A 15,268-nucleotide genomic window follows, 5' to 3' on the forward strand; every position below is an offset into this window, starting at 1 on the left:
GCGACGACACTCACTTATGGCACTTACCGATTTTGACCTGGTCCTGTTTGGCGGCAGCGGCGATTTAGCAATGCGCAAGTTGTTGCCGGCAATGTATGCGCGCGACGTCGCGAACGATTTGCCGCCGACGGCGCGCATCATCTGTGTGGGCCGCCAGGACAGCGGCCAGGACGCCTTCCTGAAGATGGTGGAGACCAATTCGCGCCCCCACATCAAGGCCAGTACCCTGAACGCCACCACCTGGAGCAAGTTCTGCGCGCGCATCGTGTACGTGTCGCTCAACGCCAGCGATGCGGCCACGTACGCGCCGCTGGTCGAAGCGCTGCGCGGCGATGCCGACCTGACGCGCGTGTACTACCTGGCCACGCCGCCGCACCTGTTCGCCTTGATCTGCGACAACCTCGAAGACAACGGCCTGGTCACGCCGAATTCGCGCGTGGTGCTGGAAAAGCCGCTGGGCCGCGACCTGGCCAGCGCCAAGCAGATCAATGCCGAAGTGGGCAAGGTCTTCCAGGAATCGCAGATCTACCGTATCGACCATTACCTGGGCAAGGAAACCGTGCAGAACTTGCTGGCCCTGCGCTTCGGCAACATCCTGTTCGAACCGCTGTGGCGCCGCGAATGGATTTCCGACGTGCAGATCACCATCGCTGAAAAGCTGGGCGTGGGCAACCGCATGGGTTACTACGACACGTCGGGCGCGCTGCGCGACATGCTGCAAAACCACTTGCTGCAGTTGCTGTGCATCGTCGCCATGGAACCGCCGACCTCGATTGCGCCGGACGCCGTGCGCGATGAAAAGCTGCAAGTGTTGCGCTCGCTGAAAAAATTCACACCGACCACCCTGGCACAGAACATCGTGCGCGGCCAGTACCGCGCCGGCCACGTCGACGGCGCCACCGTGCCGAGCTACCGCGACGAGCCCGATGCGCCGGAACATTCGCGCACCGAAACCTTCGTTGCGCTGAAGGCGGAAATCGACACCTGGCGCTGGGCCGGCGTGCCGTTCTACCTGCGCACGGGCAAGCGCATGGCCGACAGCCTGGCCGAGATCGTCGTGCGCTTCAAGCAAATTCCGCATTCGATCTTCAACCAGCCCACGTCGAGCTTCCAGCCGAACTGCCTGGTGATCCGTTTGCAGCCGGACGAAGGCTTGCGCATGAACCTGATGGCAAAAACCCCGGGCGACGGCATGCGCTTGAAGCCGGCGGAACTGGAACTCGATTTCCGCGAATCGTTCAAGACCCCGCGCATGGACGCCTACGAGCGTTTGCTGCTCGACGTCCTGCGCGGCCAGCTGACCCTGTTCATGCGCGGCGACGAACTGGAAGCGGCCTGGGAATGGGTCGAGCCGATTCTCGACAACTGGGAACAGAACGACAGCGCACCGATTCCTTACACGGCCGGCACCTGGGGCCCCGCGGCCGCCAGCGCTCTGATCGGCCGCGACGGCTTGCAGTGGCGTGAAGAGGCCTTGCCGGAGGACTGAAGCCGTTAAGATTTGGCTTAACCCTGAACGGCGAAATGCTGGGGTCGGCCCCTGAGGGTCCGACCCCGGAACTTTGCTTTTGGGGTGAAAAGGACGCAAACTTACGGCATTACTGCCAGAAGATCAATCAATGCTACTCGATTCCATCCGCACCCAGCTCGATTCGCTCTCCAAGTCGGAGAAAAAGGTCGCGCTGGCCGTGCTTGACCAGCCCAACCAGACAGTCAGCCAGAACATCACGGCGCTGGCGAAAAGCGCGCAGGTGTCGGAACCGACCGTGGTGCGCTTTTGCCGCACCCTGGGCTATGACGGCTGGCATGAATTCAAGCTGAAACTGGCGCAGGGCCTGGCCCTGGCCATGCCGGGCGCGAACGAGCAGCCGGCGCAGGACGACCTGGCGGCCGACCTGGTAAATAAGATCTGCAGCCGCTCGATCAATACCCTGCTCGACCTGCGCAACAACCTGAACCCGGAAGCGATCCAGCGCGCGCTCGACATCCTGTCGCGCGCCAGCAAGATCGAATTCTATGGCCAGGGCACGTCGGGCATCGTGGCGGCCGACGCGCAGCACAAGTTCTTCCGCTCGGGTGTGCCGACGGTGGCCTACAGCGACCCGAACATCCATAGCATCGCGGCGGCCCTGCTGCGCGGCGGCGACTGCCTGGTGGCCATCTCGCAGCGCGGCAACAGCCCCGCCCTGGTCCGCTCCGTGAAACTGGCGCGCCGCGGCGGCGCCGACGTCGTCGTGCTGGCCCCATCGGGCACGCCGCTGGCCGACCTGGCCACCGTGCTGATCCCGATCGACCTGGTCTTCAACACCGACCCCTACACCCCGATTTCCGCCCGCCTGGCCTACCTGGTCGTGATCGACGTGCTGGCAGTAGGCCTGGCCCTGCAGCGCGGGCCGGAATTCCGCAAGAAGATGCAAAATGCACAAAAGGCGCTGCAGGAATTCGACATGCAATTCGATTCCTTCATCGGCTGATCCTCCATCGGCGCCAGCCTCGCTGGAGCCGCTCCTTATCCGAACATCTCCATTGGACCAGGATGTCTCTTCCTTGATCTCACATGGGGAACCGGTACCCGCGGCAGCCTTTGCATTGCAAGATCGGTCCATCATCCGTGTCTAAGAATTGGGATCCTTTGGTTTCCCATGGTGACGTATCGGATGAGTTTTGCTACCTCCTCCTGCATTGGACACAACCACTCTCACCTCGTCGTTGGGGAAAAAGTGCATATAGATATCTCCCGGCTCATCGTATTTTTCCACTTCCACCATTTTTTCTTTGACAACATCGGTATGCCCTTCAGGCATATTCCATCGCACCAGCACCATCATTCCCGGATACCATACCCGCGGGATGGATGCGCAGCAAACTTCGGCTCCCCCTGCTCCCCATCTGGCCATATTGGCTCCTCCCGCCCCATCCACCGATGCGGAATAAATATAGTTTCCCGTATGGTTCACGATACCCACCTGCGCCGTCGCGGTAGACCTTGGACCGGCTTGCTCAACCTGCCTGGCCTTGAGGGCGCAGCCGCTCAGCAGCAAGGCCGTGCCAAGATACATAATCCATTTCATAATTTTCATTTTATAAACTAACTTTTATTTAATTGATCAAGCGGCGATGGCTAAAGAAAAATCGACGGGAAACGGCGCGGAATTAGGAGTTTCACTGATCATAATATCAAGGGATATTGGCAGGTTTTCCGGAATGAAGAATAGGATGAATTTTGCTAGGCCCTCCAGAATTTGACACAACCACTCTCACCTCGTCATTCTCAAAAAAATGCATATAAATATCTCCTGGTCTATCATATTTTTCAACCTCCACCATTTTTTCTTTGACAATATGCGTATGTTCTTCCGGCATATCCCATCGCACCCGGACCATCATTCCCGGATACCACACACGAGGAATGGATGTGCAGCAAATATTGGCAAGCCCCGCCCCCCATCTGGCCATATTTCCCCCTCCCGCCCCATCAACCGATGCGGAATAAATATACTTCCCCGTATGATTGACAATACCCACCTGCGCCGTCGCGGTAGTCCTTGGACCGGCTTCATCAACCTGCCTGGCCTTGAGGGCACAGCCACTCAATAGCAAGGCAGTGCCAAGATACATAATCCATTTCATCATTTTCACCTTATAGAAAATGCTACGTCATTTCTCACTTTACCGCCACATAGGGCAATAGAACACACAGAACTCCCACGCGTCGTAGATGGTTTAAGAAAAGAATCGACGGGAAACGGCTCGGAATTAGGAGTTTCACTGATCATAATATCAAGGGATATTGGCAGGTTTTCCGGAATGAAGAATGGGATGATTCTTACTATCGCCGTCCACATTTGACACAACCACTCTCACTTCGTCATTGGAAAAAAAATGCATATAGATATCTCCGGGCCTATCATATTTTTCCACTTCCACCATTTTTTCTTTGACAACATCGGTATGCCCTTCAGGCATATTCCATCGCACCAGCACCATCATTCCCGGATACCATACCCGCGGGATGGATGCGCAGCAAACTTCGGCTCCCCCCGCTCCCCACCTGGCCATATTGGCTCCTCCCGCCCCATCAACCGATGCGGAATAAATATACTTCCCCGTATGGTTGACAATACCCACCTGCGCCGTCGCGGTAGGGCTTGGGCCGGCCTCATCAACCTGCCTGGCCTTGAGGGCGCAGCCGCTCAGCAGCAAGGCCGTGCCAAGATACATAATCCATTTCATCATTTTTCCTTTTATCAAAGTAAGCAGTCGAAGAAACAAGGCTAGGCAGCCGAGCGCGCCTGCCAGAAATCGTTGGGCAGCGTGTCGAGCTCGGACAGGTAATTCGCCCCCTGGCGCGTGCGCCGCAACAGGCTAGCCATCGCAGGATGCAAGGTAAAATCGTCGGCCAGCATCAAGGCCAGGGCGCTGAAATGCTGACGCTGGCCTGCCGCCTCGATGCCGCTGGCGCTTGCCACTAGTAAATGCCGCGCCACGCGCGCGTGGCACTCGGCTGGGGTGCCGGAATGAAACAGGTCCGGCTGCACATCATGCAGATTGGCCAGGATGGCGTCGGCTTCGGCGATATCCACCAGGGCGGCAAAGGCGGTGTCGCCGAGGGGGAATTTATCAAATTCCGCAGAGGCGGGCTTGGCCTCTGCCGTGCCCTGCCAACTGACCAACGAACCATCGCGCCGCAGCGACCACCAGCGGTAGATGGGGCTCAGCAAATGCGCAGACTGCGTTTCAGTCAAGGCTGCCAGCAGGGCCGGCAATATGCGCGTATCGGCCCAGCGCACGGGTAGCTCCATGACTTAGCTTGCCTTACACCGTCTTCGCTTGCTCCACCGCATCGGCAGATCTGTGCTGGGCCATCGCGATACCGCGCTGTTCCTTGTGCAAAACAGGCTGCATACCCGCATACTGAGCGCCCGACGGCTTGAAGCTATCCGATCCCATGTAAATCCGCCGGAAACGCAAGTAGCCACCGCCCATGAGTTTGCTCTCGCGTCCGCCCTTGTCCGGCTCGATCGCATCCATTTCATTTTCGGTGCCTTTGACCGCTTTGTATCGCAGCAATTGCTCTTTTTCAGCCTTGCTCAAATTATAGGGATTGGGTTTACCAGGGTCGGCATCCTGTCCGCTCTCCCAGTCACGGGCTCGCTCTTCCTGCGCCAAAAGCAATTCCAGCGCATACCACAAGTCGGGAATGTCTTTCCCCAGCGGTTTGAACCACGCGCGCGAGTCATGTACGAACTGTTCAAAAAAATTGCTTACTTCGGCAGGTAGCGCCGGTTTGTCCCAAAATTCGGCGATAGGTTTCCATTCGGGATTACGGGGTTGCCCTCTACTGTTGCTCGTGCGCTGGTCGATGCGCCACTTCTCAAAGCTAGCAACCTCTTCCTCCAGCTCTTTGTCCGCCATCGTGAGATCAGTAAAATCGAATTTCCCGCTTTTATAGCTTGTTGCCAGATTCTTGACATTCGGCAAATCTCCCATCTTGCCTAGCACTTTCTTGCGCCACTGTATGTACAGCATGTGCTGGAATTCCATGACCCTATGGAGCCGCAATGATGGCTCAGCTCCTTGCTGCGCATGGCAAAAGCCGATATACGCATTGAAGGTGGCTATTGTGCGCGGATCGATGCGAAAGGCCCGCTTCGTCTTTTCACTGGCCTCTTCCAGCTTCAGCGGCACCCCGGCCACGCGCGCCGCCCGGTACATCGTGGCCAACGTAATGCGCGACATCAAGTCGCCTCCGCTTGGATCTGTACCGCGCCCTTGTTCTTGCGGCAAATAGCCGCCTCCGATGTCCGAGTGAACGCCAGGAAAAACAATTTCCGTGCAATTGGCGGGAATATTGCCCAGGTGAGCAACGGAGTCCAAGGGAAAAGACCGGCGCACTTCATGCGCCGAGACCAGATGCAGGCACTTGCTTGGCCCCGGTGCCGTGGGTATTTTGAGCGACACTTCGGTGTCGGCCCAGCCACCATGTCCGTCCACCACCACGTTCAGGAGGGGTGCTGAAGCCGCCAAGCCAACCGAAGCGACGGTATCGAACAGGCCCATAAAGTCAAACGTCACCTCAATAGTGCCAAGACTCAGCTCGCGTTTGGCTCCCTTGCTAGCGGTCAGTTGCGCATCGAGCTTGCATAACCAGATAAACCAGTTGGCAAACGCGCGCGCTTCGGCCGCGCCGCGTGAAAAACCGAACATCGACACGAAAATATTGATCACCGTGCCTTTCTCTGCGTCTTTCCCCGGCGCCCCAACCGGCACAAATGGCCGCAAATTGCTGTGCAGCTTTTGCACTGCTTGCGTAAAAGCGCTCACCAGCGCCGGTGAAGGCTGCACTTTGCTGGGCAAGCTGAGCGTATTGAAGTCCTTTTTAAACGTCTTATCATCCACCAAGGGGGTATCGGTATAATATTTGTGTACATTATTGAGTGCTTCCACCAATGCCCAGATGATGCGATTCTCGCCCTTGTAGGCGAAGGCCAGGCCGCGTGCCCGGTCGCTGGTGAGGACGCTAAATCCCTCGCCCGTATCGCCAACCTCGTCGAAGCGTGTACCGACCCCGGGGACGTAGGTGCGAAAGTAACTTTTGTGATATTTTGTTTCCAGGTCCGGCCAGGCCTCGCTGCCATGCGTATCTTTACCGCCGGGAAATGCACTATACAAACGCGCCACATTGCTGTGCGAGTGAAACGGCACATCCCGCTTCATATTATTGTTGGTGCCGTCGAAGAAGAAACCGAAAAACAGATTCGCATCGCATGAGGGGGGAAAGCCTGGGTCAGGGCATTCACGAGCTTTGGCAGATTTAACAATTTCTTTCATCTCACCAATTCCGTCAAAAAAACGGTCATGATCAGACGGGTCAATTTTTTCAATGGAATAAATTTTTGACAAGAAGGCAGTCATGGATTTCCTTCCAGACTTTGGATGAGCTTTCTTTGGAATTCAATTATTTCTTGAGTCTCCTTTATGTCATCAACTGACATAACATTGACGTCACGCAACAATGTCCTTTCCAGCGTAAGTAATGTCGCTTTTTCCCTCTTCAATTTCTGCCTACGGCGCTCGTCCCGATACTCCTTCGTCGGCACCGGATACCCCTTGATTTTCCCCGGCCACTCCGGTCGGCTCGGTCCATAATGCGACACCACGGCCCCCACGCTGCCATCTTCATAGACGATCAGCCAGATATCGCCCGCCTTCCCATCCGGATACGGGGGAACACTGACCGTCGCGCGATGAAAGGTCGGGTCGGGGGACAGCTGATAGACCACCACCACCTTCAAATCCGCATGCCACTTTTCCGGCACGCTGAAACAGCATATCGATCCGCCCTGCCCGTATGGACGGATCGAATCGCCACCGCCGCCGCTGTTCGTATTGCCCGGATTTTCAACCGCGATGTAATCGACTTCGCGCGAAGAATAATTCAGCGCCTGAATGCTCGCGGCCATGGCGACACCGGGTAAACATGCGACCAGCAAGAGGCATCGCCATAATTGTTGCTTGAGTAACATCATCATGATTTCATCGCTATCCATAAAACCGGCGGATGAGTCCACCCTGCTTCAGCCGCGATGAAGTCACGCCCTATGCGAGCGCATTGATCCGCGCTGCAGAGCGCTGCTGCGCCAGGTAAATCTCTTCATCGAGTCTGGCTTGCGCAATATCCTGTGTTAAGTTTTCGCTCCACACCAATTCTTCGGGTGCATCTTTCGCCTGGATGCCGGCCGTCGGCATGCGCTGCAGCTCGTTTTCGTGCACGCTTTTCCGGAAGAAGCCGCTTTGCGGGTAATAGCCTCGGCGCAAGATATAGCCGCCACCCTCGCGCCGTGTATAGGTTTGCGTGGTGATCAGCCTGCTACGCATGTCGGCGCTGTCGGCATCCGTACGGATAGGATATGGAGTGCCATACTGCACTTCCTTGACCAGCGCTTCCTCTTCCGGCGTCAATGCTTCACCATTCTTCTGTTTCAGTTGCGCGGCTTCGGTCTTTCGGCTGAGCTCATATACGCGTTTATAAAAGCCGTCTTTAGGCGGTTTATTGGCGAACGAGGCGATCCTGGCCCGCTTGTCGTATTCCGTCACTTCGCCAGCCATATAAAAGCCGGCCAGGGAATCATGCACATAGTCGTCAAAAAAACGCATCACTTCGGGCGGCAGCGGTTTGGGGTGATCGAATATGTCGAGCGCAAATTCTTCCCATTTGTCCAAGGGCGTGTGATTTTGGGCCCGATAATATTGCCAGTGGTTGATGCGCGCAATATCCCGGGCGCTGAACGGCTGGCCCTCATCGCCGTGGCGGAAGGCTTTGCGCGCGCGCAGCGCTTCCAGATCGCCTGCCAGCAAGCGGTTGTAGGATCCCAGATCCTCCCGCTCCTGCGCGCTGGCCGCCTTGAAGCTGGCCGTGGCTTCCAGGGTCTTGACGCGCACGGCGCGCCAGCGGTAATACAGCTCCATATGCTTGCTCAGCAAGGCGCCTTGCTTGTTAAGCTCGGCGGTATATGCTTCCCATGCCTTGGCAAGCTCTTGACTGACCTGGAAATCATCTCGGTCCGTTGTCTCCAGTTCGCTGAACGGCCTCAAAGGCACGCCCTTGAGGCGCGCCTCCTTGAACATGTGCGCCAGCGGGATTTGCGACAGCAAGGCCGCTTGTCCGCCACGCCCCTTTCCCTGCTCGCCAGGACCATAGCCGCCTCCGACGTCGGAGTGCACGCCAGGAAAATACACTTCCTCGATTTTCCCTGTCAGGCGCGTGACGGGAAAATTCATGCGCTGCTCATGCGTGGCAATACAATGCAAGCCTGCCTGGACGCAGAGAGGTAGCGGTTTGAGCAATTCATTGGCCCAGGCCCAATGGCCATCGAACATCGCACCAGGCGCGATCGTGGTTTGCGCTACAGACGCCGAGCTGCCCACGGTTGCCACCGTGTCGAAGACGCCAAGAAAATCGATGCTGGCGAGAATGCCGGCAAACTTCTGCACCTTATCTTTGGGCGGCGTGAGCAAATCGGCAAACAGCTGGCAAAACGCCACCGCTTCGGCGGCGCCACGCGAAAAACCGAACACGGACAGGGTCAGCGATGGGATATGTGGTTTCGGTTGTGCCACCATCGCGGCTTTTAACTTTTCGATATGCTCGGCGAACCAGTCAGAGTGGCTCATGAAGCGCTCTCTGCCAGTTGAGGGATGCGCTACCTTTCTGTGTCCTACGTCATTATCATAAGTACGGGCAAGTTCACCAGCCTCATCTGATTCGTACAGTAACTTACCAACAAGAGTCCGATGAACTGCATTTAAAACCTGCAATAATCCCCATATAATGCGCGGCTGCCCTCCTTTGGCAAAAGCCTTCCCCTCGTCCGATTCAGTCAACTCACCTATTTCCTTAAATGGCGTTCCCACGCCAGGAATGTAATATCGGTAATAACCGGCATCCCGCTTATCAGACGGAAAAGCAGAAAATAAACGCGCCACATTACTATGACTGGCCTCATTGGCGTCTATCACAACATTATTTATAGGGGTAGGCTTCTTCGTTCTCGGATCGAGCACGCCTGTCCTAACCCCATTCCTATCGCGCTCCAGGTTATTATTGGTTCCATCAAAGAAAATTCCAACCCTTACCGGAATACTGCACGGCGAGCTATCTTTATTATCACATGCCACCTTCGCAATTTTGGATTGCTCTGGCGTCGACGGTTTAAGAAAAGAATCGACGGGAAACGGCGCGGAATTAGGAGTTTCACTGATCATGATATCAAGGGATATTGGCAGGTTTTCCGGAATGAAGAATGGGATGATTCTTACTATCGCCGTCCACATTTGACACAACCACTCTCACTTCGTCATTGGGAAAAAAATGCATATAGATATCTCCGGGCCTATCATATTTTTCCACTTCCACCATTTTTTCTTTGACAATATGCGTATGTTCTTCTGGCATATCCCATCGCACCCGGACCATCATTCCCGGATACCATACCCGCGGGATGGATGCGCAGCAAACTTCGGCTCCCCCCGCTCCCCACCTGGCCATATTGGCCCCTCCCGCCCCATCAACCGATGCGGAATAAATATACTTCCCCGTATGATTGACAATACCCACCTGCGCCGTCGCGGTAGTCCTTGGACCGGCTTCCTCAACCTGCCTGGCCTTGAGGGCGCAGCCGCTCAGCAGCAAGGCCGTGCCAAGATACATAATCCATTTCATCATTTTTCCTTTTATAAAAGTAAGCAGTCGAAGAAACAAGGCTAGGCAGCCGAGCGCGCCTGCCAGAAATCGTCGGGCAGCGTGTCGAGCTCGGACAGGTAATTCGCCCCCTGGCGCGTGCGCCGCAACAGGCTGGCCATCGCAGGATGCAAGGTAAAATCGTCGGCCAGCATCAAGGCCAGGGCGCTGAAATGCTGACGCTGGCCTGCCGCCTCAATGCCGCTGGCGCTTGCCACTAGTAAATGACGCGCCACGCGCTCGTGGCACTCGGCTGGGGTGCCGGAATGAAACAGGTCCGGCTGCACATCATGCAGATTGGCCAGGATGGCGTCGGCTTCGGCGATATCCACCAGGGAGGCAAAGGCGGTGTCGCTGAGGGGGAATTTATCAAATTCCGCAGAGGCGGGCTTGGCCTCTGCCGTGCCCTGCCAACTGACCAACGAACCATCGCGCCGCAGCGACCACCAGCGGTAGATGGGGCTCAGCAAATGCGCAGACTGCGTTTCAGTCAAGGCTGCCAGCAGGGCCGGCAATATGCGCGTATCGGCCCAGCGCACGGGCCATTCGACGGTGTCTGGCGTGATGGCAATCAAATAGGGGCGCAAATGCTGCTCCAGCTGGCCGATATCGAGCGTGCTGGCGATGATGCTGAGCATGGGCTTGCCTGCGCACAGCGAAAACAGGCGCTGCAGCCACGCAGCCTGCTCGCTGCTTGTCGATGGCGCCGCCATTAAATGCGGTGCGGCGCTCTTGAAGTTTTGCAGCGAGGTGTGCGCATACAGCGACTGGCGCCGCAGCCGGCTCGGGTAGCGCTTGGTGAAAAACTCCTCGTCGCAGGCGCCGTCGAGCAGCGCCAGCAGATACAGGGGCTGGCTGCCGTTCGCTACTGCCGCCTCCGAGCGCAAGGCCTGCAGTTGCTGCGCGATCAAGTCGGGTACTGCCGCGTCAGGAATATCGATGGCAAAGTACATCAGGATTCCTTTTCTAGGCCGCCGTGGGCGCGATAAACGGACTACCGCTACGCAACGCCGCCAGCAGACAAGCCTTACACACGCTGGCAGGCAGCGCGGGCAATGGATAAGCGAGCCGTGTCGGCCCGATAAAACTCTTCTTGCCCGCATGCACCGTAATCTTGCCCGGGCACTGGATCGTGATATTGCCACCTTCGATGGTGATATTCGCGCCGCCCGCCGTCGACAGGCGGAGGCTTTTCGCCGCCGCCCAGTCCACATGCGCGTTGGCGCTGATGACGTTGACCTCTTCGCGCGCCTGCACGTTGAGCACGTCGGCCTGCGCCTGCACGTCGATAGATTGACACGCGGCAATCATCTGCAGGCCGATATCGTTCTCGCCCGCCTTGACCACGCCGCCCAGCACGCCGATGGCCTGGCCCGCGTGCACGCGCCACTGGCCGCCACCGGTGAATTGGGTATCCTGACCGCTCATCATGGTGACGGTTTCGCCGCTGGCCAGTTGCATATCCTGCCCCGCGACAACGCCCAGTCCGGCCCTGGCGGCAATCGCGATGATGGCGTCCTTTGTGTGCGGCAGCTGTTCATGCATGCCGGAAACGCTGGCCAGCAACGTTTTCAAGGGCGCCGCCTGGTCGTCGAGTTCGCTGGCATTCGGCGCGCTGGCGCCGACATGGCTGGCGTAGGCCACCGTCTGGTGCGTGGCGGCAGCCTGGCTGAACGTTTCGCCCAGCAGCACCGCCTGTTTCATCAGCGCGACGCCGCCGGCATTGTCGCCGGCCGGATCGCGTTGCGCGGCCTCGTGCCGGAGCACATAGCTGCTCACCAGCAAGCCCGCCCTGGCGCGCAGCGCGCCATACGCATCGGTGCGCAGCTCGGCGCCGGCGCCGCGCAGGCTGCCCCGGTAGTTGTCGGCGCCATGGATCAGATGACCCAGGTTCAGTTCGCTGGCCGCATGGCTGCTTTTCAGCTGGATGCGTCCCTGCTGGTCGGTGTCGTCGAACAGCAGCTGGTTGTAGCCGGCCATGCCGCCCGCCTTGCCGAATTCCTTGCTGCGGATGCCCCATTGCGCGCTGGCATTCCGATGCGCCGCGCTGCTGCCCGCGGCGCCATGCCACAGCGGACTGTTGCCGCCCGCCACATTGCCCTGGCCCGCGATGGCGTGGTCGTGCGCCGGCTGGAACACGCCGGCGTCGTTTTGATCGCGCGCCATGCCGCCCGGGGTGGGTAACGTGCCGCCCTCACCCTGGCCGTTGTACAGCGCGCCGATGATGACAGGCCGGTCGATATCGTTTTCCAGGAATTGCACCAGCACTTCCTGGCCGATGCGCGGCAAAAACTGGCTACCCATGCCACCGCCGGCCGCGCGCTGCGCCACGCGCACCCAGCAGGTCGCGCCCGTCTCCCGCTGCCAGTGAAAGCGGATGCGCACCCGGCCCAGCCTGTCGCAGTAAATCTCATCGGCGCCGCTGGCCACGTCATTGCCGTCGGCGCCGACGACGATGGCGCTCTGGCTGCCCAGGGCCGTCGGCGTGGCATGCTGGCGCGCATCTTGGCCATCGTGCAGCGGACGCCATGGCGTGCCAGCATCGATCATTTCGATGCAGTTGGCGTAGCCGCTGGCTTGCGCCTGGGCGATCGCGGCGGCGGCATCGGGAAAGCCCGCACCCCACTGTGCCACGGTTTCTTCCAGCAATTCCGGCAGCGGGCCGAACAGTTCCGCCAGTCCTTCCAGCGCCGGCAGCGGCAGGTTGTTGACGCCGATGCTGGCCACGCGCAGCACGACATACTCGGGCGCGGCACCGTCGGCTGGCGGCAATGGTCCCTGCGTCAGGCTAAAACGCGTGCCGGCGCGCAGGGTGCGCACGGTCGAACGGGCTTGCCACAGCTGGGCGCGCGCTTCGTGGGCCTGCATCCGCAGCTGCGCGTAGCGCTGCGCCTGGGCGCCATTCGCATACCAGTACTGGCCCGGCGTATCATAGCTTTCCAGCAGCGGCGCGTTCTTGCCGCCAAGCACCATATTCGTCGGCACGCTGGCGGCGAGCGCCTGCTTGGCCTTGTAATCGTAGCTGAGCACGCTACTCAGCCCGACGTGCAGGCTGCGCCGCGCGCGCAAGGCCTGCACCGTGTCGCCCGGCTCGCCGACACGCGCGCCATGAAAACGCAGCCCGCCGCCTTGCGCGCTGCTGGCGTCCTCGGGTGTGGCGCAAGCCTGGCTGCTGTCGGCAAAGACGAGCAAGGTCTGACCGTCAAACCGCCAGGCCAGCCCCTCTTCCGTCAGCAGGCGGCGCACGAAATCATAGTCCGATTCGCGGTACTGGCAGCAATAGCTGCGTTCGCCAGCGTCCTGCATGAATGAGGCGACCTCGTCGCTCCAGCGCCACAGCGCGTGCGGCGCATACGCCGACAATACCGCGTCGACGATGGCCGTCACGCTCTTGTCTTGCCAGACGCGGCTGTTACGCGCCTGCGTCAGCAGCCACAGCCACGGCGTGATGCGCAGCCGGTAGCGCGCCAGGCCGCCATTGCTGCCCAGCATGGCGGCGGCGCTGATGTAGCCGGAAAAGGACGTGCGCGTGCCGTCGGCCAGGCTGACATGCAGGCTGGCAGGCTGGCCCAGCAGGGACGCCAGCGCGACATGGGCGCTGGTGGACAAGGCGATGATGTCGCGCGCGCCGACTTCCTGCAGCCGCTCGTCGGCGGCAAAGGCTTCGACCAGCAGGCCGCTGTCCTGGCCATCCTTGCCGATGGACAGTGCATACAGACGTGTCGCGCCGTTGAAGGCGGCCAATGCGCTAACGATATCTTGTGTCAAAAGATGCTCTTCATCTGGAGTGTGGCATCGCATATTGCTTATAAAAACAATGTGCAAATTAAACAAGTCCAGGCAATTATGCGCGAGTTCTTAAAAAAGCAAGATTCAATTGAACAAGTAATGCACAGACAAGACAATAGTGGGTCCCACCTGCGATGGATTCGGTACAATACTTCGGCAAGCCCCTTCACTCTTTCCCGTGCAGCCATGAACCAACTCGAACAACTGAAGCAATTTACTACCGTGGTGGCCGACACCGGCGACTTCCAATCGATCCAGGCCTACACGCCGCGCGACGCGACGACGAATCCGTCGCTGATCCTGAAGGCCGTGCAGAAGGATGAATACAAGCCGCTGCTGGAAAAGGCCGTGCGCGACCATCCGAACGCCTCGACCGCCGAGATCATCGACCGCCTCTTGATCGCGTTTGGCGTGGAAATCCTGCAAACCATCCCCGGCCGCGTCTCCACCGAAGTCGATGCGCGCCTGTCGTTCGACACGGAAGGCACGGTCGCCAAGGGCCGCGACCTGATCGCCCTGTATTCGAACGCCGGCATTGCCCGCGAGCGCGTGCTGATCAAGATCGCCTCCACCTGGGAAGGCATCCGCGCCGCCGCCATCCTGGAAAAGGAAGGCATCCGCTGCAACATGACCCTGCTGTTCTCGCTGGCCCAGGCCATCGCCTGCGCCGAAGCGGGCGCGCAGCTCATTTCCCCGTTCGTCGGCCGCATCTACGACTGGTACAAGAAATCGACGGGCATCGACTATGTGGGCGCGGAAGACCCGGGCGTGCAATCGGTACGCCGCATCTACAATTACTACCGCAAGTTCGGCTACAAGACCGAGGTGATGGGCGCGAGCTTCCGCAACACCTCGCAAATCCTCGAACTGGCCGGCTGCGACCTGCTCACCATCAGCCCCGACCTGCTGCAAAAGCTGGCCGACAGCGATGCGCCCGTGGAGCGCAAGCTGAGCGCCGAAGCGGCGCCATCGACCAACATCGTGCAGATGTCGCTGAACGAGGAAGCCTTCCGCTTCATGATGAATGAAGACGCGATGGCGACGGAAAAACTGGCCGAAGGCATCCGCGCCTTCTGCGTCGATTCCGGCAAGCTGAAACAGATGATCGCGGCGCTGCGTTAATTCCGGCACGCGTAAAAAAAGCGGCGTTCGTGCATTGCACGGCGCCGCTTTTTTATTTTAGTCGTCCTCATTGCCCCAAGGCGACTGACAGCACCATTGCGAGCGGCCGCAAATCAC

The 15,268-nt window shown here is 58.8% G+C and carries 13 protein-coding genes; 3 read left to right on the plus strand and 10 right to left on the minus strand.

All coding sequences use genetic code 11. The annotated features are described in order from the left end of the window. Positions 1–16 precede the first annotated feature (16 nt). Positions 17–1,489, plus strand: coding sequence for a glucose-6-phosphate dehydrogenase (gene zwf / locus AC07VH_RS22950; RefSeq protein WP_494789064.1), 1,473 nt, complete (start codon positions 17–19; stop codon positions 1,487–1,489). Between the two features lie 130 nt (positions 1,490–1,619). Next, on the plus strand, positions 1,620–2,474 hold the full coding sequence (locus AC07VH_RS22955; RefSeq protein ID WP_034750862.1) for an SIS domain-containing protein: 855 nt from the start codon (positions 1,620–1,622) through the stop codon (positions 2,472–2,474). 141 nt (positions 2,475–2,615) lie between these two features. On the opposite strand, the gene AC07VH_RS22960 is transcribed toward AC07VH_RS22955, so the two are convergent. From AC07VH_RS22960 to AC07VH_RS23005, 10 genes are all read right to left on the minus strand, one after another. Beyond that, positions 2,616–3,080: a DUF3304 domain-containing protein gene (locus AC07VH_RS22960; RefSeq protein WP_494803980.1), complete on the minus strand. Its 465-nt coding sequence runs from the start codon at positions 3,078–3,080 to the stop codon at positions 2,616–2,618. 97 nt (positions 3,081–3,177) lie between these two features. Beyond that, the gene (locus tag AC07VH_RS22965) at positions 3,178–3,633 is read right to left on the minus strand and encodes a DUF3304 domain-containing protein (RefSeq protein WP_494789637.1); all 456 of its coding nucleotides are present in this window, start codon (positions 3,631–3,633) and stop codon (positions 3,178–3,180) included. 147 nt (positions 3,634–3,780) lie between these two features. After that, the gene (locus AC07VH_RS22970; protein WP_494803979.1) at positions 3,781–4,236 is read right to left on the minus strand and encodes a DUF3304 domain-containing protein; all 456 of its coding nucleotides are present in this window, start codon (positions 4,234–4,236) and stop codon (positions 3,781–3,783) included. A 38-nt stretch (positions 4,237–4,274) separates the two neighbouring features. Further along, a complete protein-coding gene (locus AC07VH_RS22975; protein WP_475416866.1) occupies positions 4,275–4,802 on the minus strand; it encodes a hypothetical protein in 528 nt (175 codons plus the stop codon). Positions 4,803–4,815: 13 nt separating this feature from the next. Next, on the minus strand, positions 4,816–6,915 hold the full coding sequence (locus AC07VH_RS22980) for a T6SS phospholipase effector Tle1-like catalytic domain-containing protein (RefSeq protein WP_494789619.1): 2,100 nt from the start codon (positions 6,913–6,915) through the stop codon (positions 4,816–4,818). After that, positions 6,912–7,550, minus strand: a complete 639-nt coding sequence (locus tag AC07VH_RS22985) for a DUF3304 domain-containing protein (RefSeq protein ID WP_489630080.1) — start codon at positions 7,548–7,550, stop codon at positions 6,912–6,914. The genes AC07VH_RS22980 and AC07VH_RS22985 overlap by 4 nt, the downstream gene beginning before the upstream one ends. Before the next feature lie 49 nt (positions 7,551–7,599). Further along, complete coding sequence (locus tag AC07VH_RS22990) at positions 7,600–9,765, minus strand: phospholipase effector Tle1 domain-containing protein (protein ID WP_494789620.1); 2,166 nt, start codon at positions 9,763–9,765, stop codon at positions 7,600–7,602. A 4-nt stretch (positions 9,766–9,769) separates the two neighbouring features. After that, positions 9,770–10,225 carry a DUF3304 domain-containing protein gene (locus AC07VH_RS22995; protein ID WP_077407758.1) on the minus strand — a complete coding sequence of 152 codons (456 nt, stop codon included), beginning with the start codon at positions 10,223–10,225 and terminating at the stop codon, positions 9,770–9,772. A 38-nt stretch (positions 10,226–10,263) separates the two neighbouring features. Continuing rightward, the gene (locus AC07VH_RS23000; RefSeq protein ID WP_494803978.1) at positions 10,264–11,193 is read right to left on the minus strand and encodes a DUF4123 domain-containing protein; all 930 of its coding nucleotides are present in this window, start codon (positions 11,191–11,193) and stop codon (positions 10,264–10,266) included. A gap of 13 nt (positions 11,194–11,206) precedes the next feature. Further along, positions 11,207–14,041, minus strand: a complete 2,835-nt coding sequence (locus tag AC07VH_RS23005) for a type VI secretion system Vgr family protein (protein ID WP_494803977.1) — start codon at positions 14,039–14,041, stop codon at positions 11,207–11,209. 174 nt (positions 14,042–14,215) lie between these two features. Between AC07VH_RS23005 and tal the strand changes: the two genes are divergently transcribed. After that, positions 14,216–15,151, plus strand: coding sequence for a transaldolase (tal, locus tag AC07VH_RS23010; RefSeq protein ID WP_099666887.1), 936 nt, complete (start codon positions 14,216–14,218; stop codon positions 15,149–15,151). Positions 15,152–15,268: the final 117 nt, after the last annotated feature.

The sequence above is a fragment of the Janthinobacterium sp. GW821-FHT03C10 genome (assembly GCF_059420865.1).

What these genes read in the sequence shown, in the direction of transcription:
- AC07VH_RS22970 (WP_494803979.1), bottom strand. Translation starts at nt 4,236, where the DNA reads ATGATGAAATGGATTATGTATCTTGGCACGGCCTTGCTGCTGAGCGGC.
- AC07VH_RS22960 (WP_494803980.1), bottom strand. Translation starts at nt 3,080, where the DNA reads ATGAAAATTATGAAATGGATTATGTATCTTGGCACGGCCTTGCTGCTG.
- AC07VH_RS23005 (WP_494803977.1), bottom strand. Translation starts at nt 14,041, where the DNA reads ATGCGATGCCACACTCCAGATGAAGAGCATCTTTTGACACAAGATATC.
- AC07VH_RS22990 (WP_494789620.1), bottom strand. Translation starts at nt 9,765, where the DNA reads ATGATCAGTGAAACTCCTAATTCCGCGCCGTTTCCCGTCGATTCTTTT.
- AC07VH_RS22975 (WP_475416866.1), bottom strand. Translation starts at nt 4,802, where the DNA reads ATGGAGCTACCCGTGCGCTGGGCCGATACGCGCATATTGCCGGCCCTG.
- tal (WP_099666887.1), top strand. Translation starts at nt 14,216, where the DNA reads ATGAACCAACTCGAACAACTGAAGCAATTTACTACCGTGGTGGCCGAC.
- AC07VH_RS22955 (WP_034750862.1), top strand. Translation starts at nt 1,620, where the DNA reads ATGCTACTCGATTCCATCCGCACCCAGCTCGATTCGCTCTCCAAGTCG.
- zwf (WP_494789064.1), top strand. Translation starts at nt 17, where the DNA reads ATGGCACTTACCGATTTTGACCTGGTCCTGTTTGGCGGCAGCGGCGAT.
- AC07VH_RS22980 (WP_494789619.1), bottom strand. Translation starts at nt 6,915, where the DNA reads ATGACTGCCTTCTTGTCAAAAATTTATTCCATTGAAAAAATTGACCCG.
- AC07VH_RS22985 (WP_489630080.1), bottom strand. Translation starts at nt 7,550, where the DNA reads ATGGATAGCGATGAAATCATGATGATGTTACTCAAGCAACAATTATGG.
- AC07VH_RS22965 (WP_494789637.1), bottom strand. Translation starts at nt 3,633, where the DNA reads ATGATGAAATGGATTATGTATCTTGGCACTGCCTTGCTATTGAGTGGC.
- AC07VH_RS22995 (WP_077407758.1), bottom strand. Translation starts at nt 10,225, where the DNA reads ATGATGAAATGGATTATGTATCTTGGCACGGCCTTGCTGCTGAGCGGC.
- AC07VH_RS23000 (WP_494803978.1), bottom strand. Translation starts at nt 11,193, where the DNA reads ATGTACTTTGCCATCGATATTCCTGACGCGGCAGTACCCGACTTGATC.